Source organism: Sphingomonas sp. 8AM (assembly GCF_902506455.1).
Taxonomy (GTDB): domain Bacteria; phylum Pseudomonadota; class Alphaproteobacteria; order Sphingomonadales; family Sphingomonadaceae; genus Sphingomonas.
On the sequence record NZ_LR733844.1, the window covers coordinates 908,099 to 932,279 of the forward strand.

Annotated in this window: 22 protein-coding genes and 1 pseudogene; 11 read left to right on the top strand and 12 right to left on the bottom strand. The window is 67.7% G+C overall.

The features are described from left to right. The first annotated feature begins 50 nt into the window (after positions 1 to 50). The 4 genes and pseudogenes from epsC (at position 51) to BACI71_RS04590 (ending at position 3,642) form a co-directional block, all read left to right on the top strand. Positions 51 to 985 (top strand): annotated as a pseudogene (gene epsC / locus BACI71_RS04575) (serine O-acetyltransferase EpsC). Further along, positions 978 to 1,748: a gamma-glutamyl-gamma-aminobutyrate hydrolase family protein gene (locus BACI71_RS04580; RefSeq protein ID WP_201297292.1), complete on the top strand. Its 771-nt coding sequence runs from the start codon at positions 978 to 980 to the stop codon at positions 1,746 to 1,748. Before epsC ends, BACI71_RS04580 begins: the two are co-directional and overlap by 8 nt. 26 nt (positions 1,749 to 1,774) lie before the next feature. Further along, a complete protein-coding gene (locus BACI71_RS04585) occupies positions 1,775 to 2,143 on the top strand; it encodes a hypothetical protein (RefSeq protein ID WP_159755633.1) in 369 nt (122 codons plus the stop codon). 59 nt (positions 2,144 to 2,202) lie between these two features. Next, entirely contained in the window at positions 2,203 to 3,642 is a 1,440-nt protein-coding gene (locus BACI71_RS04590; protein ID WP_159755636.1) for an MATE family efflux transporter, read from the top strand. A 45-nt stretch (positions 3,643 to 3,687) separates the two neighbouring features. On the opposite strand, the gene rpoN is transcribed toward BACI71_RS04590, so the two are convergent. The 5 genes from rpoN to BACI71_RS04615 all read right to left on the bottom strand — a co-directional run bounded on the left by rpoN (position 3,688) and on the right by BACI71_RS04615 (position 8,038). Beyond that, positions 3,688 to 5,157, bottom strand: coding sequence for an RNA polymerase factor sigma-54 (gene rpoN, locus BACI71_RS04595; protein WP_159755639.1), 1,470 nt, complete (start codon positions 5,155 to 5,157; stop codon positions 3,688 to 3,690). Between the two features lie 178 nt (positions 5,158 to 5,335). Continuing rightward, entirely contained in the window at positions 5,336 to 6,130 is a 795-nt protein-coding gene (gene lptB / locus BACI71_RS04600; protein WP_443018447.1) for an LPS export ABC transporter ATP-binding protein, read from the bottom strand. A gap of 114 nt (positions 6,131 to 6,244) precedes the next feature. Further along, positions 6,245 to 6,781: an LptA/OstA family protein gene (locus tag BACI71_RS04605; RefSeq protein ID WP_159755642.1), complete on the bottom strand. Its 537-nt coding sequence runs from the start codon at positions 6,779 to 6,781 to the stop codon at positions 6,245 to 6,247. Between the two features lie 11 nt (positions 6,782 to 6,792). Continuing rightward, positions 6,793 to 7,425, bottom strand: a complete 633-nt coding sequence (gene lptC, locus BACI71_RS04610) for an LPS export ABC transporter periplasmic protein LptC (protein ID WP_159755645.1) — start codon at positions 7,423 to 7,425, stop codon at positions 6,793 to 6,795. Next, positions 7,418 to 8,038, bottom strand: coding sequence for a ribonuclease D (locus tag BACI71_RS04615; protein ID WP_159755648.1), 621 nt, complete (start codon positions 8,036 to 8,038; stop codon positions 7,418 to 7,420). The genes lptC and BACI71_RS04615 overlap by 8 nt, the downstream gene beginning before the upstream one ends. A gap of 270 nt (positions 8,039 to 8,308) precedes the next feature. Between BACI71_RS04615 and BACI71_RS18120 the strand changes: the two genes are divergently transcribed. Together BACI71_RS18120 and BACI71_RS04625 are read left to right on the top strand one after the other, a co-directional pair. Next, on the top strand, positions 8,309 to 9,157 hold the full coding sequence (locus tag BACI71_RS18120) for a cold-shock protein (RefSeq protein WP_159760862.1): 849 nt from the start codon (positions 8,309 to 8,311) through the stop codon (positions 9,155 to 9,157). A 254-nt stretch (positions 9,158 to 9,411) separates the two neighbouring features. Continuing rightward, complete coding sequence (locus BACI71_RS04625) at positions 9,412 to 10,938, top strand: peptide chain release factor 3 (RefSeq protein WP_159755651.1); 1,527 nt, start codon at positions 9,412 to 9,414, stop codon at positions 10,936 to 10,938. Between the two features lie 116 nt (positions 10,939 to 11,054). Here the strand turns inward: BACI71_RS04625 and mgtE are convergent, their stop codons facing one another. Next, entirely contained in the window at positions 11,055 to 12,467 is a 1,413-nt protein-coding gene (gene mgtE / locus BACI71_RS04630) for a magnesium transporter (protein WP_159755654.1), read from the bottom strand. 116 nt (positions 12,468 to 12,583) lie between these two features. On the opposite strand from mgtE, the gene BACI71_RS04635 reads away from it, so the two are divergent. Further along, positions 12,584 to 13,039, top strand: coding sequence for a peptidylprolyl isomerase (locus BACI71_RS04635; RefSeq protein ID WP_159755657.1), 456 nt, complete (start codon positions 12,584 to 12,586; stop codon positions 13,037 to 13,039). Between the two features lie 220 nt (positions 13,040 to 13,259). Here BACI71_RS04635 and BACI71_RS04640 read toward each other — a convergent pair whose 3' ends face one another. Beyond that, complete coding sequence (locus BACI71_RS04640) at positions 13,260 to 14,144, bottom strand: LysR substrate-binding domain-containing protein (RefSeq protein ID WP_159755660.1); 885 nt, start codon at positions 14,142 to 14,144, stop codon at positions 13,260 to 13,262. Between the two features lie 324 nt (positions 14,145 to 14,468). Between BACI71_RS04640 and BACI71_RS04645 the strand changes: the two genes are divergently transcribed. Next, positions 14,469 to 16,763: a CDC48 family AAA ATPase gene (locus tag BACI71_RS04645; RefSeq protein WP_159755663.1), complete on the top strand. Its 2,295-nt coding sequence runs from the start codon at positions 14,469 to 14,471 to the stop codon at positions 16,761 to 16,763. Positions 16,764 to 16,887: 124 nt separating this feature from the next. Here the strand turns inward: BACI71_RS04645 and BACI71_RS04650 are convergent, their stop codons facing one another. Next, positions 16,888 to 18,168 (bottom strand): MFS transporter, encoded by a 1,281-nt coding sequence (locus tag BACI71_RS04650; protein WP_159755666.1) that lies wholly within the window; start codon positions 18,166 to 18,168, stop codon positions 16,888 to 16,890. Between the two features lie 152 nt (positions 18,169 to 18,320). Between BACI71_RS04650 and BACI71_RS04655 the strand changes: the two genes are divergently transcribed. After that, positions 18,321 to 18,935 (top strand): class I SAM-dependent methyltransferase, encoded by a 615-nt coding sequence (locus BACI71_RS04655; RefSeq protein ID WP_159755669.1) that lies wholly within the window; start codon positions 18,321 to 18,323, stop codon positions 18,933 to 18,935. 140 nt (positions 18,936 to 19,075) lie between these two features. On the opposite strand, the gene BACI71_RS04660 is transcribed toward BACI71_RS04655, so the two are convergent. Continuing rightward, positions 19,076 to 20,524 (bottom strand): S41 family peptidase, encoded by a 1,449-nt coding sequence (locus BACI71_RS04660; RefSeq protein WP_236552813.1) that lies wholly within the window; start codon positions 20,522 to 20,524, stop codon positions 19,076 to 19,078. A gap of 107 nt (positions 20,525 to 20,631) precedes the next feature. Between BACI71_RS04660 and BACI71_RS04665 the strand changes: the two genes are divergently transcribed. Both BACI71_RS04665 and BACI71_RS04670 read left to right on the top strand, forming a co-directional pair. Then, entirely contained in the window at positions 20,632 to 20,982 is a 351-nt protein-coding gene (locus tag BACI71_RS04665) for a hypothetical protein (protein WP_159755672.1), read from the top strand. A 56-nt stretch (positions 20,983 to 21,038) separates the two neighbouring features. Then, positions 21,039 to 21,824 (top strand): glutaminyl-peptide cyclotransferase, encoded by a 786-nt coding sequence (locus BACI71_RS04670; protein ID WP_159755675.1) that lies wholly within the window; start codon positions 21,039 to 21,041, stop codon positions 21,822 to 21,824. A 137-nt stretch (positions 21,825 to 21,961) separates the two neighbouring features. Here BACI71_RS04670 and BACI71_RS18035 read toward each other — a convergent pair whose 3' ends face one another. From BACI71_RS18035 to BACI71_RS04680, 3 genes are all read right to left on the bottom strand, one after another. Further along, complete coding sequence (locus BACI71_RS18035; RefSeq protein ID WP_268894056.1) at positions 21,962 to 22,096, bottom strand: hypothetical protein; 135 nt, start codon at positions 22,094 to 22,096, stop codon at positions 21,962 to 21,964. A gap of 210 nt (positions 22,097 to 22,306) precedes the next feature. Next, positions 22,307 to 23,731 carry an ammonium transporter gene (locus tag BACI71_RS04675; RefSeq protein ID WP_159755678.1) on the bottom strand — a complete coding sequence of 475 codons (1,425 nt, stop codon included), beginning with the start codon at positions 23,729 to 23,731 and terminating at the stop codon, positions 22,307 to 22,309. Positions 23,732 to 23,742: 11 nt separating this feature from the next. Beyond that, entirely contained in the window at positions 23,743 to 24,081 is a 339-nt protein-coding gene (locus BACI71_RS04680; protein ID WP_028967359.1) for a P-II family nitrogen regulator, read from the bottom strand. Positions 24,082 to 24,181: the final 100 nt, after the last annotated feature.

Below are 24,181 nucleotides of genomic sequence, written 5' to 3' on the forward strand. Positions count from 1 at the left end.
AACACCCAGAAAAATGATGGGATATGCTGGTCTCCGAACGAGGAGCGCGCATGACCGATCAACGCAGTACAGTCCCGGTAGCCGACGCCGTCGCCGACTTGCGCGCCGCGCGCGGCGCGTGGCGGGCGCGGCACGACGACGGGCGCGACACGACCAGCTTCCCGTCGCGTGGCGCGCTGGAGCGGGTGATCGAGCTGCTCGCCGCAGCGCTCTACCCCCGCCGGCTCGGCCAGTTCCGCGGCGCGCCCGCCGAGGAGGACGGCTTCGTCGCCGCCAAGCTGCTCGCCGCCGCGACCGAGCTGGAGCGCGAGGTCGCCGCGGAGCTGGGCTATTGGCAGGCGGAGGCGAGCAGCGGCACCTTCGACCGCGACCAGCCGGCGACGATCGTGCGGCTGTTCCTCGCCGGGCTCGGCGAGATCCGGCGGCTGATCGACAGCGACGTCGAGGCGGCCTTCCTCGGCGACCCCGCCGCGCGCAGCGCCGACGAGATCCTCGTCTGTTACCCCGGCGCGATCGCCAGCCTCCACCACCGGCTGGCGCATCCGCTTTATGAACTGGGCGCGCCGATCGTCGCGCGACTGATCTCCGAGCTCGCAAACGAGCGCACCGGGATCGACATCCATCCAGGCGCAACGATCTCGGGGCGTCGTTCTTCATCGATCACGGCACCGGCGTGGTGATCGGCGAAACCGCGGTGATCGGCGCGCGCGTCCGGCTGTATCAGCACGTCACGCTGGGTGCGCGGACGCCGCGCGGCGATGATCCAGACCGGCCCCGGACGCGTTACGCACGGCATCCGATCGTGGAGGACGATGTCGTGATCTATGCCGGTACGACCATTCTCGGGCGCGTGACGATCGGCGCGGGGGCGATGATCGGCGGCAATGTCTGGCTGCTGGAGGACGTGCCGCCGGGCCAGCTGGTCGTGCAGCCCGAAGCGCGGGTGCACGATCACGCGACGGACTGGCGTCCCCACGATGGCTGAGCCGCGCAAGCCCGTCATCGGCGTGCTATGCTGCAACGAGACGGTGCAGCGCCCGGTGCAGGTCGTGGCCAGCCGCTTCGTCGCGCCGCTCGCGCGAGTTTCGGAAGCGTGTGTGGTGCTGGTCCCGGCGATCGCCGGATTGTGCGACGTCGCGTCGCTGACCCAGTATCTCGACGGGATCCTGTTGACCGGGTCACGCTCGAATGTCGCGCCGACCCGCTATGGCGCGCCCAGCGACGAGGATGGCGGCGTGCTCGACCGCGAGCGCGACGACGTGGCACTGACGATGGCCGACGCGATGATCTCGGCGGGCAAGCCGGTGTTCGGCATCTGCCGCGGCATGCAGGAGATCAACGTGCTGTTCGGCGGCACGCTCTCGACCGAGCGCTGCTGCGGGCGGCATTTGCGCGGTGGCTGGGACCAGTCGGATTACGCCGCGCTCTTCGATCATCGCCACGAGGTGGAGCTCGCCACAGACGGCGCACTGGCCGCGCTGACCGGCGAGCAGCGGCTGTCGGTCCATTCGGTCCACGAACAGGCGATCGAGCGGCTCGGCGGCGGGCTGACCGTCGAGGCGTGGTCGAGCGACGATGGCGTGATCGAGGCGGTTGCCGCCCGGCCGAACGGTGCGGATGTGCTGGCGGTGCAATGGCATCCGGAATGGGACGTCGAGCGCAGCGCGAGCAGCCACGCCTTTTTCGCGCAGATCGGCCGCGCGCTGCGTGGGGGCGTGACGCAACAAAGCCGCGGCTCCGGCGATTAACCGTGCCCATGCCACGGAGAAAGACGATGAAGCCGCTCGCCCTGCTCGTTCCGCTCGCCGCGCTGGCGCTCGCCGCCTGCTCGGATCGCGCCGAGGATCATGCCGAGCGCACCGGCAATGCGATTGCGTCCGACATCGAGCGTGCCTCCGACAATGTCGTGCAGAGCGTCGATAGTCTGACCGACCGCCTTTCCGATCACGTCACCAACCGCGTCGATGGCCTTGCCGCGGAGCAGATCGATCGCGCGGCGGACCGGATCTCGGACGCGTCCGACCGGCTGGAGGACGAAGTCCGCCGCCACGGTGACCGGACCCGCGATCGCGCGGGCGCTGCGCTCGAAAACGCCGGTGCCGATCTGCGCGACCGCGACGCCGGCGATCGCGAGCGCCGCTGATCCACCCCCTGTCGTTGCCGCGGTCTGCGCGCTAAGGCGGCACGACGAGGGGACAAGAGATGGCGCGCGGACCGCAACAGGATTTGACGACCGGTCCGATCGGGCGAACGTTGCTGGTGTTCGCGCTGCCGACGCTCGGCTCCAGCATCCTGCAATCGCTCAACGGCTCGATCAACGCGATCTGGATCGGGCAATTTCTCGGCGATCGCGCGCTGGCGGCGACCACGAACGCCAATATCATCATGTTCCTGCTGATCGCGGCGGTGTTCGGCTTCGGCATGGCCGCGACAATCATGATCGGCCAGAACATGGGGCGCCACGACCTCGACGCGGTGCGGCGCGTGCTCGGCACGTCGGTCGGGCTGTTCACGCTGTTGTCGATCGTCACGGTGGTCCTGGGGTTGCTTGCCGCGCCCGCGATCCTGCGCGTGCTGGCGACGCCGGCGGAGGTTTACCCGCTCGCGCTCGCCTATTTGCGCGTCATCTTCGTCGCGATGGTGCCGGGCTTCGTCGCCGTGCTGCTGACGATGGCGCTGCGCGGCACGGGTGACTCGATCACCCCGCTCAAGTTCATGGCGCTGGGATCGGCGATCGACGTTGCGCTCAACCCGCTGCTGATCCGCGGCCTCGGCCCGATCCCGGCGCTGGGGATCGAGGGATCGGCGACTGCGACGCTGATCGCCAATACGGTCTCGCTGCTCGCGCTGCTCGTCTACATCTACCGGCGCGACCTGCCGATCCGGTTGCGCGGCGCGGAGTGGCGCTACGTCCTGCCCGATCCCGCACTGCTGCGGACGATCGTCGCCAAGGGCGTGCCGATGGGGTTGCAGATGCTGGTGGTCTCGACCTCGGCGTTGGCGATGATCGGGCTGGTCAACCGCCACGGCACCGCCACGACCGCGGCTTATGGCGCGGCGAACCAGCTCTGGACCTATATCCAGATGCCGGCGATGGCCGTCGGCGCGGCGGTGAGCGCGATGGCAGCGCAGAATATCGGCGCGGGGGCGTGGTCGCGGGTCGACCGGATCACGCGCGTCGGCATCATCACCAATCTGGCGCTGACCGGCGGGCTGGTCGTGCTGCTGACGCTGCTCGACCGCCACGTGCTGTGGCTGTTCCTCGGGCAGGACAGCGGCGCGGTCGACATCGCGGTGCGGATCAACCTGATCGCGGCGTGGAGCTTCGTGCTGTTCGGCGTGTCGATGGTGCTGTCGGCGACGGTGCGCGCGAACGGCGCGGTAATCGGGCCGCTGGTAATCCTGGCGCTGGCGATGTTCCCGCTCCGGCTCGGCATGGCGGCCGGTCTGGAACCTTCGTGGGGTGCGGATGCGATCTGGTGGAGCTTCCCCGCGGGATCGATCGGGTCGATGCTGATGATGATCGCTTTCTATCGCCACGGCGGCTGGCGGCGCAGCAAGCTACCCGCGGCACCTCACGAGGGCGAGGAACAGGCGATGGCTGAGTGCGAGCCGGCCGCAAAGACGATGCCGGTCGGCTGACGCCCGGGGCCGGTCGGCTGACACTCGGGGCCGGTCGGCTGACGCTCAGGCGCGTTGCAGCGCGCGGGCGCGGCGGCGCTGCACCGAACTGCCGATGCCCATCGACTCGCGATATTTGGCGACGGTGCGGCGCGCGATGTCGAAGCCCTTGGCGTTTAGCTGCTCGACCAGCGTGTCGTCGGACAGGATCGTATCGCCTTCCCCTGCGATCAGCGCGCGGATCGCGCTCTTCACGGCCTCGGCCGACACGGCATCGCCGCCGTCCGCAGCGGCGATCGCGGAGGTGAAGAAATATTTCAGCTCGAACACGCCACGTGCGCAGCTCAGATATTTGTTGCTGGTGACGCGGCTGACCGTCGATTCGTGGAGGTCGATCGCCTCGGCGATCTGGCGCAGCGTCAGTGGGCGGAGATGCGCGACCCCGCGCAGGAAGAACGCCTCCTGTTGCTTCACGATCTCGGTCGCGACGCGCACGATCGTCCGCTGCCGCTGGTCGAGCGCCTTGACCAGCCAGTTGGCGCTGGCCAGCTTGTCGGCAAGCCACGCCTTGCCCGCCTTGTCCTGCTTGCCGCCCGCCAGCTTGCTGTAATAGCCCTTGTTGACCAGCACGCGCGGTAGCGTCGCGGCGTTCAGCTCGATCGCCCAGCCGGCCTTGGTGCGCGTCACCGACAGATCGGGGATCACCGGCGCGGGCGGTTCGCCACCGTAGCGGCAGCCGGGCTTGGGATCATAGCCGCGCAGCTCGCGGATCATGTCCGCCATGTCCTCGTCATCGACCTGACACAGCCGCTTGAGCCGCGTCAGGTCGCCGCGCGCGAGCAGGTCGAGATGATCGAGCAACCGCGCCATGCACGGATCGTAGCGGTCGACCTCGCGCGCCTGGATCGCGAGACATTCGGCGAGATCGCGCGCGCCGACCCCGGTCGGCTCGAAGCGCTGGATGATCGTCAGCACGGCGGCGACGCGAGCGACCGGAACGCCCAGACGCTGCGCAAGCTCGGCGATGTCGGCGCGCAGATAGCCTGCCTCGTCGATTTGGTCGATCAACGCGCGCGCGATGAACATCTCCGCCTCGTCGAACGCCGCGCCCGCCTGCGCGAGCAGCACGTCGGCGAGGCTCTCGCTGGTGTCGGCGAAGGCGTCGAGATCAGGCGCCTCGCCCGAGCCGCTGGCCGGGGCCACGCTCGACGACAAACCGGCGTGATCGGACGGCGAATCGTCGAAGCGTTCGGCGGCGATGTCAACGTCGAGCGCCTCGCCGGTCGCCTCACCCGCGACGACAAGTTCGTCGGCCCCCGCCGGCTCGTCGCGCGTCGGGGTATCTACCGGCGCTGCCTCAGGCGCATCGTCGCCGCCGGGTGTCGCCTCCAGCAGCGGGTTGCGTTCGAGTTCCTCGGCGATCACGCCTTCGATCTCGAGGTTGCTCAGCGCCAGCAGCTTGATCGCCTGCTGAAGCTGCGGCGTCATGACGAGCGATTGCGACTGGCGCAGGTCGAGGCGCGGCGCGAGGCTCATGACGCTTTGAACCATCGCCCCTGCGCAGGCAGGGACCTATGGCTATCGAATGTGTAGATGACCGCGACCCAGGGCTGACGGCGCATGTGTCAGGCTACCCGCGAGAAATCGGCAGAGATGGGCCCCTGCCTGCGCAGGGGCGACAAATGGGGAAGGGCGAGCGCGCCTGCCACCATGCCTACAGCGCGAAATCCTCGCCCAGATAGAGCCGGCGGACGTTCTCGTCGCGCACCAGTTCCTCCGGGCTGCCGGTGAACAGCACCTTGCCGTCGTAGATGATGTACGCGCGGTCGACGATGTCGAGCGTCTCGCGCACGTTGTGATCGGTGATCAGCACCCCGATGCCGCGATCCTTGAGCTGGCAGACCAGATTGCGGATGTCGGCAATCGAGATCGGGTCGATCCCCGCGAACGGCTCGTCCAGCAGCATGATCGACGGATCGGCGGCCAGCGCGCGCGCGATCTCGGCGCGGCGGCGCTCGCCCCCGGACAACGCCATCGCCGGTGCGTCGCGCAACCGCGTCAGCCCGAACTCACCGAGCAGCTTCTCCAGCTTTTCAGTCCGGGCCGCCGCGTCGGGCTCGGCGAGTTCGAGCACGGTCAGGATGTTCTTCTCGATCGTCAGCCCGCGGAAGATCGATGTTTCCTGTGGTAGATAGCCGAGGCCCAGGATCGCACGACGGTACATCGGCAAGCCGGTGATATCGTCGCCGTCGAGCATGATCCGGCCCGAATCGGGCTTCACCAGCCCCATCACCGAATAGAAGCATGTCGTCTTGCCCGCGCCGTTCGGGCCGAGCAGCCCGATCACCTCGCCGCGCCCGACCGTTACCGACACGTCGGTCAGCACGACGCGTTTGTCATAGCTTTTGGCGATCGATACGACCTGCAGCCCGCTGCCCAGCTCGGCCTCGTGGATCGGCTCCACCCGGTCGAGACCGTCGCGATCCAGCGCTGTCGTGATGCCGTCCATCGTCTGTCGCTCTCTCAGAACAGGGTTACCGCTTCGTCAATGCCGCCCCGACTGGCAGGATTCATGCAGGAAGCGGGCACGGGCGTGAACCCCTGACGTTTCTTTCGCGCTGCATCAGTTGCGCTTGGGCACCGAGAAGGTCCCGGTGACGCGTCCGTTCGGCGCCTGGGTGACCCCGCCCGTTCCTGCCGCCGCGCCGCCGGCCACGGACGAGCCGTCGATCACCGCGCGACCCGAGTCGAGATTGATCGTCAGCCGCCCGCCGTTCACGGTGTTGCCGCCCTGCATCAGCTTGACCGAACCCAGCATCGTGATGACGCGGCGGTTAAGATCATAGACGCCGAACTGACTGCGCGCGGTCTGGTCGGGGCGCACCACCGTCACCCCGCCGCTGGCATCGAGCCGCGACACCTGCGGATTGCCCTCGATGACCTGACCCGTATAGGCAACGGTCATCCGCTGCGCGGTCAGCGTCATTTCCGCCTGCCGCACCTTGACGTTGCCGGACAACACCGCGCGATTGGCGCGATCCTGCAATTCGATGTGGTCCGCGCCGAAATCGATCGGCGCGGCGGTGTCGTGCCGCGTCTGCGCCGCCGCGGGGACGGCGAGCAACATCAGCAGGGCGGGGGCGGCGGCAAGGCGCAACATGCGGGGCTTCTCTATTTTCTAGGGGTAAACCGCAAGCGTGCATTGCCGTCGAGCGTGACGGAGCGCGCCTCTAGGTCGGCGCTCATCCGGTCGCCGCGGAACGTGCCCTGGCGCACGGTACCGGTCGCCGCGCCCGTGGAGCGCAGGCGACGCGATTTCAGGTCGACGACCGCATTGTCGGTGTCGAGCGTGTAGTTGTTCGGCCCGCGCACCTTGATCGGGCCGTCGACATTCACCTGCTCGCTATCCATGTCGTAGCGTGCGGTCGGCGCCGTAAGCGTCGCAGGGCCATCGGACAGCCGGATCGCCGCCGCCATGCCCGCGATGCGGACGATCGGCTCGGCGGAGCTTTTCTGCACCGCGGAGCCCGCGTCGAGCTCGAATGGTTGCCCCTTGGCATCGGTGCCGCGATACCGCGCCTCGCGCAGCTTCATGCGTTCCTTGGCGACCTCGACACGGTTCTTGTCGAGCACGAACGACGCGTCGCCGCCCATCGTCAGCGGCGCCATGACCAGGAACGCGAACAAGACGCCGATCGACACCGGCAACCCGCGGTTGGCGAGTGCGATGACGCGATCGTGCCGCCCGCCGGGCTGTGCCCAGCGGTGCCGTTCCGATCGGACGCGAAGCGCGACGTCAGACATGCGCGAAGATGTCCACCTCCGGCCAGCCCGCCAGATCCAGTTCGGCGCGCGCCGGCAGGAAGTCGAAACACGCCTGCGCCAGTTCGGTGCGGCCCTCGCGCGCCAGCCGCCGGTCGAGCTCTTCCTTCAGGCGGTGCAGGAAGCGGACGTCGGAGGCGGCATAATCGCGTTGCGCATCGCTCAGCACCGGGCTGCCCCAGTCCGAAGATTGCTGCTGCTTCGAGATGTCCTGACCCAGCAATTCGCGCACCAGCTCCTTCAGTCCGTGCCGGTCGGTGTAGGTGCGCACCAGCCGCGACGCGGTCTTGGTGCAATAGACCGGTGCGGCCACGACGCCGAGATAGTGACGGATCGCCGCAATGTCGAAGCGGCCGAAATGATAAAGCTTCAGCCGTGCGGGGTCGGCGAGCACCTGGCGCAGTACCGGCGCAGCATAGTCGCTGCCCGGCGAGAAGCGCACGAGATGCTCGTCGCCGCCGCCATCCGACAATTGCACCAGGCACAGCCGGTCGCGCGGGGTGATGAGCCCCATCGTCTCGGTATCGACCGCAATCGCGGCGCCTGCGGCGAACACGTCGCCCGGCAGGTCTTCTTCATGCAGATGTACAGTCATATCCGGCCTGTAACGAGGCAGCCCGTCGGGCTCAATCGCTTCGTGACTCGCAAAGGGCGGAGCGACGGAACGTGGCAACAATGCGACCGATCCGCGGCGCTTGCCGGTCATTGCTTGAAAAGATGCGCAAAACGATTCGCAGCGCGACGTAAGATGGTCTATAGCGGGCGTTGAGGCGCAGTAGGTCCTGTGCCCAGGGGAGCCGCGTTCGCCGTCCTGCGCGTGGCCCTGATGAGAGTTATCGGGCGGACCGGGAAGACGAACAGGGTTATGGGTTACGACAAGGGCGGCCGCGGGCAGCGCGGCGGGCGTGGGCGCGACAAGCGCGATGGTTTCGGCGGCGGCAGTGACGATTTCGGCGGCGGCGGCGGTGGTTTCGGTGGCGGCGGCTTCGGCGGCGGCTTCGAAGATCGTGGCGGCGGCGGTTTCGGCGGCGGTCGTAGCTTCGGCGGTGGTGGCGGCGGCTTCGGCGGCGGCGGCGGCGGTGGTTTCCGCGGCGGCGGCGGTGGCGGCTTCGGCGGTGGCGGCGGCGGTGGTCGCGGCTTCGGTGGCGGCGGTGGCGGCATGCCCCCGCAGGTCGTCGGCGAGGGCACCGGCGTGGTCAAGTTCTTCAACGCGCAGAAGGGCTTCGGCTTCGTCGTCCGTGATGACGGCGGCGAGGACGTGTTCGTGCACATCTCGGCGGTCGAGCAGGCGGGCCTGGCGGGCCTCGCCGAGGGCCAGCCGCTCGGCTTCACGCTCGTCGACCGCGGCGGCCGTGTCTCGGCGACCGATCTGAAGATCGACGGCGAGCCGATGGCGGTCACCGATCGTGCGCCTCCGCGTGAGGGCGGCTTCGGCGACCGTGGTGCCGATCGCGGTCCGCGTGCGGGCGCCGGTGGTGCTCCCCAGCGTCAGCTGACCGGTGAGAAGGCGACGGGTACCGTCAAGTTCTTTAACGCGATGAAGGGCTTCGGCTTCATTCAGCGCGACGATGGCCAGCCGGATGCGTTCGTGCACATCTCGGCCGTCGAGCGTGCCGGCATGCCGACCCTCAACGAGGGCGATCGCCTGAGCTTCGAGATCGAGGTTGATCGTCGCGGCAAGTATGCGGCCGTGAACCTCGAGTCGGGCAGCTAAGCAGACCGGTTCTTGCGAACGAACGGCGGCCCGTCCGACTAACGTCGGGCGGGCCGTTGTCGTTTGGCCTGCTGATGCCGCCGCCTCGACTTGATCCGGCGGCTCGCCTTATGTTGACGAAACCGGCCACGGGTCAGGCGTTGGCTGACAGGTGGTCGTCGCACCCGCCTCTGTCCCTCCGCCCGCCATCCTGCTATTCGCGCGCTCCACATCGTCGCGGGATCGCGGCGCTTGCCCGAACCGCTGGAACCCGCATGACGTCTCCCCGCCGTACCTTTGCGATCATCTCCCACCCGGACGCGGGCAAGACGACGCTGACCGAAAAGCTGCTGTATTTCGGCGGTGCCATCCATCTCGCAGGGGAGGTCAAGGCACGCGGGCAGAACCGGCGTGCGCGCTCGGACTGGATGAAAATCGAGCAGCAGCGCGGCATCTCGGTCACTTCCAGCGTGATGACCTTTGAAAGCGGCGGCATCACTTTCAACCTCCTCGACACGCCGGGGCACGAGGATTTCAGCGAGGATACCTATCGCACGCTGACCGCGGTCGACTCGGCGATCATGGTCATCGACGCGGCGCGCGGCATCGAGGCGCAGACGCGCAAGCTGTTCGAGGTCTGCCGGCTGCGCTCGGTGCCGATCATCACCTTCGTCAACAAGGTCGATCGCGAGGGGCGCCCGACATTCGAGTTGCTCGACGAGATCGCCGACATGCTGGCGCTCGACGTCTGCCCGATGACGTGGCCGGTAGGGATGGGTGGTACATTCGAGGGCATTCTCAACCTGTCGACCAACCACATCGCACGCCCGGAAGGCGACAGCCGCCTGTTTCAGGGCAAGACCGAGGAGGCGCCGATGCTGCCCGAGGCGATCGCCGAGGAGATCGAGCTGGCGCAGGCCGGCTACGCCGCTTTCGACGCCGAGGCGTATCGCAACGGCGACCTCACGCCGGTTTATTTCGGCTCGGCACTCAAGGATTTCGGCCCGGCCGACCTGATCGCGGCGCTCAGTGAGTACGCGCCGTCGCCGCGTCCGCAGCCTGCCGAGCCCGCACCGGTGGCGCCGGACGAGAAGGAAGTCACCGGCTTCGTCTTCAAGGTGCAGGCGAACATGGACCCGCAGCACCGCGACCGGATCGCATTCATGCGGCTGTGCTCGGGCACTTTCAAGCGCGGCATGAAGCTCACGCCGACGGGGCATGGCAAGCCAATCGCGGTCCATTCGCCGATCCTGTTCTTCGCGCAGAATCGCGAGGTCGCCGACGAGGCGTATCCGGGCGACATCATCGGCATCCCCAACCATGGTACGCTGCGCGTCGGCGACACGTTGAGCGAGAAGGCCGATGTGCGCTTCACCGGGCTGCCGAACTTCGCGCCCGAAATCCTGCGCCGCGTCGCGCTCAAGGATCCGACCAAGACCAAACAGCTGCGCAAGGCGCTCGATGACATGGCCGAGGAGGGCGTGACGCAGGTCTTCTATCCCGAGATCGGCAGCAACTGGATTATCGGTGTCGTCGGGCAGCTCCAGCTCGACGTGCTGCTCAGCCGGCTCGATGCGGAGTATAAGGTCGCCGCGGGGCTGGAGCCGGCGCCGTTCGACACCGCGCGCTGGATCTCGGCGGAGGATCCCGCCGAGCTGAAAAACTTCACCGACCTGAACCGCGCGGCGATGGCCAAGGATCGCGACGGCAATCCGGTCTTCCTCGCCAAGAGCGCGTGGGAGGTCGGCTATGTGCAGGACCGTTATCCGAAGGTGAAATTCGCGGCGACGCGCGAGCGGTAACGGCGTTGTTCAGCGCGCCGCGGTTCTACCGTTCGTGCTGAGCCTGTCGAAGCACGTGCGCCGGGGCACGCCCTTCAACAAGCTCGGGGCGAACGATGCGTCGGCCGCACCTTGGGTTACCCGCCCAGGCCCCACATCGCCGCCAGCCCGAGGAAGGTGAAGAACCCCAGCGAATCGGTGCAGGTCGTCACGAACACCGATGAGGCCACCGCCGGATCGACGTCGAAGCGGTCGAGCGTCACCGGCACCAGCACGCCCGCCAGCCCGGCGACGATATTGTTGATGAACAGCGCCAGCCCGAACACCAGCGCCAACGCCGGATTGCCGAACCACAGATACGAGCCCGCGCCGACGAGCAGCCCGAGCCCGACGCCGTTGCTGCCGGCGATCCGCAGTTCGCGGACGATCATCCGCATCGTGTTCGAGCCGGTCAGCTGGTTGGTGGCGAGCGCGCGGACGACGACGGCGAGCGTCTGCGTGCCCGCGTTTCCGCCCATCCCGCTGACGATCCCCATCAATTGCGCAAGGACCGCAAAGCGCGCGATCCGTTCGTCGAAGAGCCCGACCACCGTCGCGGCGATCATCGCCGTCGGCAGGTTGATGAGCAGCCACGTCAGCCGCGTCCGGACGGTCAGGCGGATCGGCTCGTTGATGTCGCCTTCGCCCGCGCCCGACAGCCGCAGCGCGTCCTCGCCCGCTTCTTGCTGGATGATGTGGACCACGTCGTCGACCGTGATCATCCCGACCAGCCGCCCCGAGCCATCGACGACCGCGGCGGAGATCAGCGCATATTTCTGGAAGCGCAGCGCGACCTCTTCCTGGTCCATATCGACCGGGATCAAAGTCTGCTCGCGCTGCATGACGTCGGCGATCGCGATACTGCGCGGGGTGCGCAGGATCCAGCTCAGCGAACAGGTGCCGACCGGTTCGTGCGTCGGATCGACGACGAAGATTTCCCAGAAATCGGTGGTCAGCGTCTCGTCGGCGCGAAGATAGTCGAGCACGTCGCCGACCGTCCAATGTTCGGGCACCGCGACCAGATCGCGCTGCATGAGGCGGCCGGCCGATTCCTCCGGATAGGACAGCGCCTCCTCGATCGCGGCGCGATCGTCGGGCTCCATCGCACGCAGGACCTCGCGCTGGTCCTCCGGCTCCATGTCCTCGATGATCGCGACCGCGTCGTCGGTATCGAGTTCGCTCGCGATGTCCGCGACCTGTCGCGCGTCGAGTGCGTCGATCAGCGCCTCGCGGACGTAGTCGTTCATCTCCGCGAACACGTCGGCGTCGAGCAGGTCGCTGACCGCCGCGGCGAGATCGCGGCGGCAGTCCTCGGGGGTCAGCTCGAACAGATCGGCGATGTCGGCGGGGTGGAGCGGCTCGACCAGCGCGTGCGCCTCGGCGACGTCGCCGGCTTCGACCGCGTCGAGTACCGCGCGGACGAACTCGGGCTTCAGCCGGTCGTCCTCGTCGAGCCGCTCCTCGCGATCGTCCTGATCCTCGTACGCGTCGCGCAGCTCGGTCTCGCTCATCTGCCGGCTCCCTCGTTCGCGTCGGACAGAAGGGCACCTAGCGCGGGTGTCGCGCATTTGCCAGCCGGGCGCGGGACCGATAGGGGCGCGCACATACGGCAAGAAAGGAACTGCCTGTGACCGATACCTATTCCACGCTGACCCTGACGCTGGACGGCGGCGACGTGACGATCAAGCTGCGCCCCGACCTCGCCCCCGAGCATGTCGCGCGCATCGCCGAGCTGGCCAACGAGGGCTTTTACGACGGCGTGGTGTTCCACCGCGTGATCCCGGGCTTCATGGCGCAGGGCGGCGATCCGACCGGCACCGGGATGCACGGGTCGGAGAAGCCGAACCTTAAGCAGGAATTCTCCAAGGAGCCGCATGTGCGCGGCACCTGCTCGATGGCGCGGACGATGGACCCGAATTCGGCAAATTCGCAGTTTTTCATCTGCTTCGACGATGCCCGCTTCCTCGACGGGCAGTACACCGTGTGGGGGCAGGTGACGGAGGGCATGGAGCTGATCGACGCGCTGCCGAAGGGCGAGCCGCCCGCGAACCCGGGCAAGATCGTGTCGGCGAAGGCCGCTTGATTTATTGAGCAATCGCCCCCTCGTTCGTCGCCCCGGACTTGATCCGGGGCCCCGCTTCTTGGGTAACGTCGGGAAAAGCGGGATCCCGGATCAAGTCCGGGATGACGAAAGAAGGCGGGTGCCCGTTGAACGTCGATCGGCCGACGTATCTCGGGCGCTAGCAACTCTTGCGAGAACCCGCGCGTCGGGATTCCTGCTTGCGCGGGAATGACGGAGGCGGTTATCCCTCGCGCAACGTGCGGATCAGCCAGTCGCGGAAAATCTTAACCGGCTTGGTCTGCAACGCGCGCGGACGGCACGCGAACCAGTAGCTGTACGGGCTGGTCACATCGATATCGAACAGCCGCACCAGCCGCGGGTCGTTGGCGTCCTGGAAGTGGTTCTCGTGCATGAACGCGACGCCGAGCCCCTGCGCCGCGGCCTCCAGAATCAGTACGCCGGTATCGAAATAGTCGATCGCGACCGGCTCCATCCCGGGATAGCCCGCCGCCTGGCTCCACGCCGCGAAGGTGTCGGGCATGTCGCGGTGGAGCAGTACACTATGCTCGCGCATCTGTTCGGGTGACCGCAGTGGATGTTGCCCGTCGAGCAACGCGCGCGCACCGATCGGGTACACCATGTTGCGGTCGAGCCGCTCAGAATAGAGCATCGGATCGATATCGCGCGCGACGACGATCACCGCGTCGAGCCCCTCGCCGAGTCGCGCCAGCGCGTTGCCGCCGGTATCGATATCGAGGTGAAGCTCGGGATGCGCGGCGCGGAGCTCGCCCAGCCGCGGGAACAGCCGCTGCGACGCATAGAGCGGCAGCACGCCGAGCCGCAGCCGCAGCACGTCATTACCACTGGTCATCCCCTCGATCGCGTCGGACATCCCGTCGAGCGCAGGGGCGATCGCGGCCAGCAGCCGTTCGCCATCGCCATTGGGCACCATCGCCTGATGGCGACGATCGAACAGCGGCCGCGAGATGAATCGCTCCAGCGTCTGGATGCGACGGCTAAGTGCCGGAGGCGACAGCGCAAGCTCCTGCGCCGCGGCCTTGATCGAGCCGAGTCGCGCGACGGCCACGAAGGCCTCGATCGCAGTGAGGGGCGGAAGCCGGCGCATGGCGGGATCGGAAGATGGTCCAGAATGGCTGTTGCGCTGCATCATGCAATATCCGGCCACTCGCGCAACAACAATCGCCCGCTGAGTTGCAAAAAATGCAAGCGTGCCGCTACCTTTTCGCACTTGCGAAGGCGTATACCGCGGCGCACATAGGACAGGCCTTTCAGGCATCCTCTCCTAAAAACTTCGAACGGCCGGCCCCTTGGGGCTGGCCTTTTTTTCGTCTGCGAGTGTTTCGTCTGCGGGGGGCGGGTCGCCGGCTCGCAATGCGAAACTGCCGCCCTATCTTCTGCGCTCGGCCAATGGCCGCGCGAAAGGAACGACATGGCGGAAGCCGACGAAAAACTGGTGAAGTTGCAGGTCGCAAACGCGCGGCCCGAGGATAGCGGGCGCGGTGTCGCGCACCTGCCGCGCGCGGTGTTCGCGGCGCTGGGGATCACCGACGGTGACGTCGTCGAGATCGTCGGCAAGAAGACCACGCCCGCCCGCGCGATCGGCCCGTATGCCGAGGACGAGGGGCTGGAACTGGTCCGCATCGACGGGCTTCAGCGCGCCAATGCCGGGGTCGGCTCGGGCGATTTCGTCGAGGTGCGCCGCGCCGAATCAAAGGCCGCGACGCGCGTGGTGTTCGCACCGGCGCAGCAGAACCTTCGGCTGCAGGGCTCGACCAACGCGCTGAAGCGCACTTTCTTCGGGCGGCCGCTGTGCGCGGGCGACATCGTCGCGACCGCCGGTCACCAGCGAGTCCAGAACATGCCGCCGGGGATGGAGCGCTACGTCAACGCGCCGGCCTATGCCTTGCAGGAGATCCGGCTGCTGGTCGTCTCGGCGAGCCCGAAGGGTGTCGTCCATATCGACGAAACCACCGAGATCGAGCTGCGCCCCGAATATGAGGAGCCGCAGGCCGCGCGGCGCGCCGACGTCACCTATGACGATATCGGCGGCATGGGGCAGACGATCGACCAGCTTCGCGAGATGGTCGAATTGCCGCTGCGTTATCCCGAACTCTTCCAGCGGCTGGGCGTCGATCCGCCCAAGGGCGTGTTGCTGCATGGGCCGCCCGGTACCGGCAAGACGCGGCTGGCGCGTGCGGTGGCGAACGAGTCGGACGCGCAATTCTTCCTCATCAACGGGCCCGAGATCATGGGCTCGGCCTATGGCGAATCCGAACAGCGGCTGCGGCAGGTGTTCGAGGAAGCCAGCAAGGCCGCGCCGTCGATCGTGTTCATCGACGAGATCGACTCGATCGCGCCCAAGCGGGGTCAAGTGTCGGGCGAGGCGGAGAAGCGCCTCGTTGCGCAGTTGCTCACCCTCATGGACGGGCTGGAGGCGCGCGCCAATCTGGTCGTGATCGCAGCGACCAACCGCCCCGAAGCGATCGACGAGGCGTTGCGCCGGCCGGGCCGCTTCGACCGCGAGATCATCGTCGGCGTCCCCGACGAGCGCGGCCGGCGCGAGATCCTCGGCATCCACACCCGCGGCATGCCGCTCGGCGATGGCGTAGATGTCGATCAGCTGGCGCGCCAGACGTTCGGCTTCGTCGGCGCCGACGTGGCGGCGCTGACCCGTGAGGCGGCGATCGAGGCGGTGCGGCGGATCATGCCGCGGCTCAACCTCGAGGATCGCACGGTCCCCGCGGAGGTGCTGGATACGCTGGCGGTGACGCGCGAGGATTTCACCGAGGCGCTGAAGCGCGTCCAGCCGAGCGCGATGCGCGAGGTGATGGTGCAGGCGCCGACCGTGAAATGGTCCGACGTCGGTGGCCTCGATGACGCGCAGATGCGGCTCAAGGAAGGCGTCGAGTTGCCGCTGAAGGACCCCGATGCGTTCCGCCGGCTGGGTATCCGCCCGGCGAAGGGCTTCCTGCTCTACGGTCCGCCGGGGACGGGCAAGACCTTGCTCGCCAAGGCGGTGGCGCGCGAGGCGCAGGCGAACTTCATCGCCACCAAGTCGAGCGATTTGCTCAGCAAATGGTATGGCGAGAGCGAGCAGCAGATCACGCGGCTGTTCCAGCGTGCGCGGCAGGTCGCGCCGACGGTGATCTTCATCGACGAGCTCGACTCGCTGGTGCCGGCGCGCGGCGGCGGGCTCGGCGAGCCGCAGGTGACCGAGCGCGTGGTCAACACGATCCTCGCCGAGATGGACGGGCTGGAGGAACTCCAGTCGGTGGTGGTGATCGGGGCGACCAACCGGCCAAACCTGATCGATCCGGCGTTGTTGCGGCCGGGGCGGTTCGACGAGCTGGTCTATGTCGGCGTGCCCAATGCCGCGGGGCGGCGGCGGATCCTCGACATCCAGACGCAGAAGATGCCGCTGGCCCCCGACGTCGACCTCGACGCGGTGGCGGCGCGGACCGAGCGCTTCACCGGCGCCGATCTCGAAGATGTCGTGCGGCGCGCGGGTCTGATCGCGCTGCGCGAATCGCTCGACACGCGCGAGGTGCGCCGTGCGCATTTCGAGCGTGCGCTGGAGGAGAGCCGCGCGAGCGTGACCCCCGAGGTGGAGCGCGATTACGAGCAGATGGCAGCGCGGCTGAAGCAGGACGCGAACGCGATCCAGCCGATCGGCTTCATCGCGCCGGGGCAATTGACCGCGCGGCCGGGCGGCAAGGAGGTTTGATTCGCGCAGAGACGCAGAGGCGCAGAGGTGTTGCGCCGCAGGCTGACGAACATCCTTCGTAATGGACGGGTAATTTGCCTGCGGCGCTCGCTCTCTGCGTCTCTGCGTCTCTGCGCGAGAAAACCTATTCTCTGAGCGCCCGCCACCCGAGTGGCAGCATGGCCGTGCACGCGATCGCCGCGGCATCGTACGGCAGCGCGTGTCCTGCGCCGTACAGCGCGATCCCGATCGACGGTCCCAGCACGAAGCTCGCCCCGCTGATGCTGGTGACCTTGCCGGCCACCGACGCCTGCAACGATGCGTCGACCGCAAGGCTCGATCCGGCGGTGAACCCCGGCCGGATGAACCCGAAGCCAAGGCTGGCGAGCGCATAGCCGGTCGCGATTGCTGGCAGGGTTGTCGCATGGCCGGTCGCCCAGCACCCTGCCGCGGCGAGCGCGAGCCCGACCAGCACCAGCGCGCGCGGGCGCAGGTCGAGCAGCGGGATCATCCCCCATTGCGCGAGCAGCGACGCGCCCGCCCCGGTCATCAGCACCAGCCCGGTCGCGCCCAGCGCGTCGACCGGTGACACGCCCAGCCGGTCGATCACGAGAAAGCCGATCACCTGCCCGGTCATTGCCTGCGCATGACCCATCACCAGCCCGACGAACAGCCACCAGCGGATACGCGGGTCGCGCGCACCGATCCGCGCGCCGCCCTCCGGCGCGATCGCCGCGGTGACGCTCGCGCCCGAGGATTGCCCGCCAATCGACGGGTAGGCGTTGGCCGCGCCGTGGCTCGTATCGTCCGACCGGTCGTCGGGCAGCCGCCGCCAGACCGCGACCAGCATCGCCAACCCGAACAACGCGAAGACGAACGCCGGTCCCGCCAGCCCGATCGCGACCGGGCCGATATGGCCGAGGATCAGATAGGGCGCGAGCGCGGGACCGAGGATCGTCCCCAGCCCGAACGCCGAGGCGAGCAGGGTGAGGGCGCGAGTCCGTTCCTCGCGGGTCGTGCTGCCGGCGACCAGCGCCTGCACCGCGGGCGGGGCGGCGGCGCCGGTCGTGCCATAGATCACGCGGCCGACGATGAAGAGCAGAAACGCCGCCGTCCCGCCGATCCAGCCGTTGATCGCGGCGGCGAGGAACAATCCGCACAGCACGAGGCTGGTCGCATAGCCGCCGAGCCCGAGCAGGATCATCGCGCGCCGGCCGTGGCGGTGCGATCGGTGCGCCCAGAACGGCGCGGCCAGCACCCAGAACAACGCCGATACCGAAAAGGCGAGCGCGACCTCGGCATCGCGCACCCCCAGCGAGCGGCCGAGCGCGGGCAGCACCGATTGCAGCGCGGTGTTACCGGCGGCGATCGTCAGCATGACCATGAACATCAAGGCGAACGTGCCGTCCCGCGCCTGCCGTGTCACCCGCTGCTCCCGACTCGTCTCAAGCCAATGTCGATTAGGCGCTTGGGGGCCGCGCGCAACCCGGCTATGGCAACCGCTTCGCCCGCAGGGCGTTCGTCGTGCGACTGACGCGGAATCGTCATCGCATCAGGTTCGGGAGCCGTTTTTTCCACATGACCAGTTCCACCGACGCCGTGCGGCGCGATCGCAGCAAAGCCGCCGGCGTGCCCGGACCGTGGCAGATGTTCTTTACCGGCTTCCTGAAGCACCCGGTGATGGTGGGCTCGATCATCCCGTCCTCCGACCGGCTGATCGCGAAGATGCTGGGTCCGGTCGACTGGGCCAATTGCAAGCTGTTCGTGGAATATGGTCCGGGGGTCGGCACCTTCTGCCGTCCGATTCTCGAGCGGATGGCGCCCGACGCGATGCTGATCGCGATCGACACCAACCCGGACTTCATCCGCTACCTCGACCATACGATCACTGACTCGCGGTTCGTCGCGGTTCATGGCTCGGCAGCGGATGTCGAGCGGATCGTCGCCGAACACGGTCACGCGGCAGCCGATTACGTGCTGTCGGGGCTGCCGTTCTCGACCCTCCCCGACGGCGTCGGCCCGGCGATCGCCGCCGCGACGCAGCGCGTGCTCCGCACCGGCGGTGCGTTCCTCGTCTATCAGTTCAGCCCCAAGGTCCGCGACTTCATCGCACCGCATTTCCACCGCATCGATCACGACATGGAATGGTGGAACGTGCCGCCGGCGCAGCTCTATTGGGGCTGGAAGGACTAGGAAACCGGCGCCGCCGATCGTGATCCGCCGCCGGCCGGCGCTTGAATGTCAGGTCGGGGGCCGCCGTTAGCCAAGCGAAACGTCTTTACACTGTCGCCCCGGATCAAGTCCGGGACCACGCTACCGGCAAGCCGTTCCGCTCAATACAGCCCCGGCGTCTCGCGCTGCGCGACGGTCGGGTTGGTCGCCACCAATGGGTGCTGCGAGGGTGCGAACAGCCCGGCGGTCCGCGTCACCGCCGCACTCGCGCCGATCCGCGTGCACCCACGCCCCGCCAGCCAGTCGAGTGCGGTGCGCGTCGACGTTTCGCTGACGTCGCCCAGCGGGTGCGCGTAGTCGTCAGCGGCCTGACAGCTCGCCTCCACCTTGGTCGCGAGCCCGTTGTAATAATCGCCCTGCCGCGCCGAATTCTGGAGCGCGAAGGCAATCACGCGCAGCCGGTCGTCGCTGCATGACGGATTGTCGATCGCGATCTGTCCGACCGGCTTGCCATAAGTGTTGCCGCCGACCAGCGCGAGGTCGCCGTGCAGATACGGGATCAGCGCGTTGATGACATATTCGCTCGCCGACGCGGTCTGGTCCGTGCCGATGAAGGCAATCCGCGTCGGCGCGATCGCGTTCATCTCGCGCGCGAAGTAACGGACCTCGTTCTCCTGCGCCTTGGAAGGGCGGAACGTCGTGTACGCCTGCACGTCGCCGGTCGAGCGGTTGGCGCCGAGCAGGTCGGTGAAGGTCTCGGCGGTCGAGAGCAGCCCGCCGCCATTGTAACGCAGATCGACGATCACCTGCGTCACGCCCTGCGCCTTGAAGGTGGCGAATGCGCTGCGCAGCTGGTCGTCGGCGGTATTGATGAAGGTCCGCAGGTTGACGTAGCCGACCTTGCGCCCGTTATCGTCGATCACCTTGACGCCATAGCGGGACGACAGCGGCGAGAGCGTGTAGTCGGCGCTGGTCACGGACACATCGCGGGTGCCGTTCGCATCGACGATCCGGAAGACATGCACGGTGCCTGGCCTGGCCGAATAGAAGGCCTCGTTCAGCGCATCGTAATCGCGGCTGGCGAGCATGTCGCTGATGGTGCGGATCGAAGCGGCGGTGGCGCCGACTCCGACGATCTGCGCGCCACGGTCGATCCCGGCGGTCAATGCGGGCGCACCCTCATAGGCTTCGGACACGAAGACGCGGTTGCTTGAGTCCCACGCCAGCCGCACGCCGATCCCGACGGTCGCGCCCGAGCTGTAATAGGCATTCTCTTCCCGCAGCGAGGTGAGATAGGTGAAATAACGATCCTTGCGCTGTGCCCGGGCGGTCGCCGTCAGCGCGTCGAGGAAGCTGTCGGCATCCGAAAAACCGGCAGGGTCGAGACTGACCGGCAGCGATTCGGGGAACAGATACCATTCATTCATCGCGGCGAGCAGCCAGTCCTGCCGCGCGCGCAGCGCACAGCCGGTCGGGGTGGTAGTACCTCCGACGCTGCTTCCCGTGTTGCCGCCGGTGCTGGCCGCGACGCGCGTGCCGCCGTCACCATCCCCGCACGATGCCAGCAGCGCCAGCCCCGCCACCATCCCGATCGACCGCTTTGCCCGCATCACACCGTCCCCACGACTCGCCCGCCCTTCTTCATAGAGGACAAGGTGCAACCCCAAGCTGTGAAAAATGTTAAACCGGCGCAACGTTCGTCTTCGAGGGCCCCGACATGATTCGCCACGCCGTGATCGCCGCCATCCTGCCGTTGTCGCTCGCCGCCTGCGGCAAGGCGCCGGACCGGGAGAGCGCGACCGCCGCCACCAACAACAGCAGCGGCGATTATCTCGCGCAGATCGGGCAGTTGAACGAGAAGGAGCGCAACGGCGTGCTGTTCCGCGCGATCAGCGACGCGGGCCGGGCATGCCAGGGCGTGACGCGTTCGGTCGCCGGGCCAGTGCTGCAGGGCAACCCGAGCTGGGTCGCGACCTGCGACGACGGGACGCCCTGGGTGGTGTCGATCAATAACAAGGGCATCGCCACGATCAGCCCGGTGCAGGGCAGCGCGCCGAAAACCGGCTGACGCCGCCGCTGCGCAACGCGATTGCTCCGCGCCGCGCGGCATCGTACCGCTGGCGCATGTCGCGCTGGTTGTTTCTTCCGCTTCTCGCTCTCGCCGGTCCGGCCGGGGCGGCTCCGCCACAGGCCGCGTCGGCGGTCATGGCGCGCCAGCCGGTGCTGGTCACGCCCGTCGTCGTCCGCCGGCTCCCGCACGATCGTGCCGCTTTCACCGAGGGTCTGGTGTGGCATGGCGGGGCGTTGATCGAGAGCGTCGGGCTGGAGGGGCGCTCCGACGTGCGGCGCCTCGATCCGGTCAGCGGCAAGGTCACGTTGCGGCGGACGATCCCGGCGGCACAGTTCGGCGAGGGGCTGGCGCTGTGGAAAGGCGAGGCGATCAGCCTGACGTGGCATGACGGCATCGCGCACCGCTGGAACGCCGTGACGCTCAAGCCGCTGGGGACGATGCGCTACACAGGCGAGGGCTGGGGGCTGACCTCAGATGCGTCGTCGCTGATCCGCTCGGACGGCAGCGCGATGCTGACCTTCCACGATCCGGCGACGATGAAGGTGCGGCGCACCGTGACGGTCACGTTCGCGGGGCGGCCGCTCGACCAGATCAACGAGCTGGAGATGGTCGACGGGCAGATCCTCGCCAACGTCTGGCACCAGCCGTTCATCGTCGCGATCGATCCGCGCAGCGGCGTGGTGACGCGCGTGATCGACCTGCGCGCGATCGTCGCCGAAGTCGGTGCGCGGGATCCCGAGGCGGTGGCGAACGGGATTGCGTGGGACGCGAAGGCGCGGCGGCTGTTCGTCACCGGCAAGCGCTGGCCGACGCTGTTCGAGATCCGGTTGCCGAAGTAGCGTACCTCCGTCGCCCCGGATCAAGTCCAAGGTCACGGGAATTGCCGAAGAGCACGGTGACATCAACGTTACCGTCATTGCTCCGCTACGCTCGCAATGACGGATGAAAGATCCCGGCCCCTGTCATTTCGCGCCAATCACCGTATCAACAGCTCTCCGACATAGACCACCGCATCGGCGGCAAGCTGTGCGCCAAGCACCGCGGCGGTGAACGTCGCGGCGAGTCCGGCAGCGACCATGCCATGATGACCGGCGTTCCTGATCCTCAACATGACCCATCCTCTCCTTCTCGGAGCCGGGGTCTCGCTCGTACGGGATCACCCGGCGCCGGATGCTCATATAGCGTATCCCGACACCCGCGTCATCTTGCAGCGCAGCACGCAAAAAAGGGCCCGGTCGCGTTTCCGCGCCGGGCCTCGAGGTGTTGTCCGCAGGAGGAACATCGGTGGCGGGGCGGCGACCGTCGCCGCCCCGCGAATTCGTCAGTAATTGTAGGCGCGTTCGCCATGCTCGTTGATGTCGAGACCCTCGACCTCGACCTCGAGCGAGGGACGCAGCCCCATCGTCGCCTTGATGCCGTAGAACAGCACCGCCGACACGCCGCCCGAGAGCACCAGCGTCAGCACGACCGCCTTGATCTGCGTGATGACCTGCGCGGCCATGTCATACTGGCCGGCGACCGACGGGAACCTGGTGTAGTCGATGAAGCCCTGACCGCCGAGCGACGGGTCGGCGACGATCCCGGTCGCGATCGCGCCGATGATCCCGCCGACGCAGTGGACGCCGAACACGTCGAGCGTGTCGTCATAGCCGAGCTTGTTCTTCACCGTGGTGACGAAGAAGAAGCACACCGCGCTGGCGACGAAGCCGAGGATGATCGACGTCATCGGTGCGGCGAAACCCGCAGCCGGGGTGATCGCGACGAGGCCGGCGACCGCCCCCGACACGCCGCCCAGCAGCGAGGGCTTCTTGTGGACGATCTGCTCGATCACCGCCCAGGCGACCGCCGCGGCGGCGGTGGCGACGAAGGTGTTGACGAACGCGAGCGCCGCGCCGCCATTTGCTTCGAGGTTGGAGCCGGCGTTGAACCCGAACCAGCCGACCCACAGCAGGGAGGCGCCGATCATCGTCATCGTCAGCGAGTGCGGCGGCATCGGCTCCGACTTGTAGCCATGACGCTTGCCGATGATGAGGCAGCCGACGAGGCCCGCGATACCCGCGTTGATGTGCACCACGGTGCCGCCCGCGAAGTCGAGCGCGCCCCAGCCGTACAGCAGCCCGGCATCGGTCGGCGCGTCGGACAGGAAGTCCGGGCCGGCCCAGTACCAGACCATGTGCGCCATCGGGAAATAGACGATCGTCAGCCACAGCACGACGAAGATCAGCAGCGGGGTAAACTTCACCCGCTCCGCGAACGCGCCGACGATCAGCGCTGGCGTGATGCACGCGAAGGTCATCTGGAAGGCGATGAACGCATATTCGGGCACGTAGACGTTGTTCGAGAAGGTCGCCGCGACCGAGGTCGGCCCGACGCCGGCGAGAAACGCCTTCGACAGCCCGCCGACGAACGCGTTACCGCCGGTGAACGCCATGCTGTAGCCCCAGCACACCCAGACGAGGCTGGCGACCGAGACGATCATGAACACCTGCATCAGCACGCTGAGCATGTTCTTGGTGCGCACCAGCCCGCCGTAGAACAGCGCGAGGCCGGGGATCGACATCATCAGCACCAGCGCCGCCGAGATCAGCAGCCACGAGGTATCCCCCTTGTTGACCATCGTCGCCGCGACCTCGGCAGCAGGCGCGCGCACCGGCCCGGCGGCGGCCTGCGCCCATGCCGGCGCGGCGGTCAGCAGCGTGGCGGCCAGCGCCCCCGCGCCGCCCGCGATCTTTCGATAAAGCGTCATCGGTCCCCCCATCACAATGCCGTGTCGTCGGTTTCGCCGGTGCGGATCCGCACCGCCTGTCCGACATCGAGCACGAAGATCTTGCCGTCGCCGATCGCGCCGGTGTTGGCGGCCGCCTGGATCGCCTCGACCACGCGGTCGGCGATGTCGCTGGCGCACACGACCTCGATCTTGATCTTGGGCACCATGTTGGTGCTGTATTCGGCGCCGCGGTAGATTTCGGTCTGGCCCTTCTGACGACCGAACCCCTTCACCTCCGACACCGTCATCCCGGCCACGCCGACGGTGGTGAGCGCTTCGCGCACCTCGTCGAGCTTGAACGGTTTGATGATGGCTATGACCAGCTTCATCACGCCCCCTTTGCGTTTGTCCCGTAAGGAAGCTTCGCAAGCAGCGTGCCAGTTGCGCGCAGAGGGCGCAGACCCGTCAAAAGGTACTAACGGCCGTTAA

Excerpts from the sequence above, each read along its gene's own strand:
- BACI71_RS04580 (WP_201297292.1), top strand. The coding sequence starts at position 978 with ATGGCTGAGCCGCGCAAGCCCGTCATCGGCGTGCTATGCTGCAACGAG.
- BACI71_RS04585 (WP_159755633.1), top strand. The coding sequence starts at position 1,775 with ATGAAGCCGCTCGCCCTGCTCGTTCCGCTCGCCGCGCTGGCGCTCGCC.
- BACI71_RS04590 (WP_159755636.1), top strand. The coding sequence starts at position 2,203 with ATGGCGCGCGGACCGCAACAGGATTTGACGACCGGTCCGATCGGGCGA.
- rpoN (WP_159755639.1), bottom strand. The coding sequence starts at position 5,157 with ATGAGCCTCGCGCCGCGCCTCGACCTGCGCCAGTCGCAATCGCTCGTC.
- lptB (WP_443018447.1), bottom strand. The coding sequence starts at position 6,130 with ATGGACGGCATCACGACAGCGCTGGATCGCGACGGTCTCGACCGGGTG.
- BACI71_RS04605 (WP_159755642.1), bottom strand. The coding sequence starts at position 6,781 with ATGTTGCGCCTTGCCGCCGCCCCCGCCCTGCTGATGTTGCTCGCCGTC.
- lptC (WP_159755645.1), bottom strand. The coding sequence starts at position 7,425 with ATGTCTGACGTCGCGCTTCGCGTCCGATCGGAACGGCACCGCTGGGCA.
- BACI71_RS04615 (WP_159755648.1), bottom strand. The coding sequence starts at position 8,038 with ATGACTGTACATCTGCATGAAGAAGACCTGCCGGGCGACGTGTTCGCC.
- BACI71_RS18120 (WP_159760862.1), top strand. The coding sequence starts at position 8,309 with ATGGGTTACGACAAGGGCGGCCGCGGGCAGCGCGGCGGGCGTGGGCGC.
- BACI71_RS04625 (WP_159755651.1), top strand. The coding sequence starts at position 9,412 with ATGACGTCTCCCCGCCGTACCTTTGCGATCATCTCCCACCCGGACGCG.
- mgtE (WP_159755654.1), bottom strand. The coding sequence starts at position 12,467 with ATGAGCGAGACCGAGCTGCGCGACGCGTACGAGGATCAGGACGATCGC.
- BACI71_RS04640 (WP_159755660.1), bottom strand. The coding sequence starts at position 14,144 with ATGCGCCGGCTTCCGCCCCTCACTGCGATCGAGGCCTTCGTGGCCGTC.
- BACI71_RS04645 (WP_159755663.1), top strand. The coding sequence starts at position 14,469 with ATGGCGGAAGCCGACGAAAAACTGGTGAAGTTGCAGGTCGCAAACGCG.
- BACI71_RS04655 (WP_159755669.1), top strand. The coding sequence starts at position 18,321 with ATGACCAGTTCCACCGACGCCGTGCGGCGCGATCGCAGCAAAGCCGCC.
- BACI71_RS04660 (WP_236552813.1), bottom strand. The coding sequence starts at position 20,524 with ATGCGGGCAAAGCGGTCGATCGGGATGGTGGCGGGGCTGGCGCTGCTG.
- BACI71_RS04665 (WP_159755672.1), top strand. The coding sequence starts at position 20,632 with ATGATTCGCCACGCCGTGATCGCCGCCATCCTGCCGTTGTCGCTCGCC.
- BACI71_RS04670 (WP_159755675.1), top strand. The coding sequence starts at position 21,039 with ATGTCGCGCTGGTTGTTTCTTCCGCTTCTCGCTCTCGCCGGTCCGGCC.
- BACI71_RS18035 (WP_268894056.1), bottom strand. The coding sequence starts at position 22,096 with ATGTTGAGGATCAGGAACGCCGGTCATCATGGCATGGTCGCTGCCGGA.
- BACI71_RS04675 (WP_159755678.1), bottom strand. The coding sequence starts at position 23,731 with ATGACGCTTTATCGAAAGATCGCGGGCGGCGCGGGGGCGCTGGCCGCC.
- BACI71_RS04680 (WP_028967359.1), bottom strand. The coding sequence starts at position 24,081 with ATGAAGCTGGTCATAGCCATCATCAAACCGTTCAAGCTCGACGAGGTG.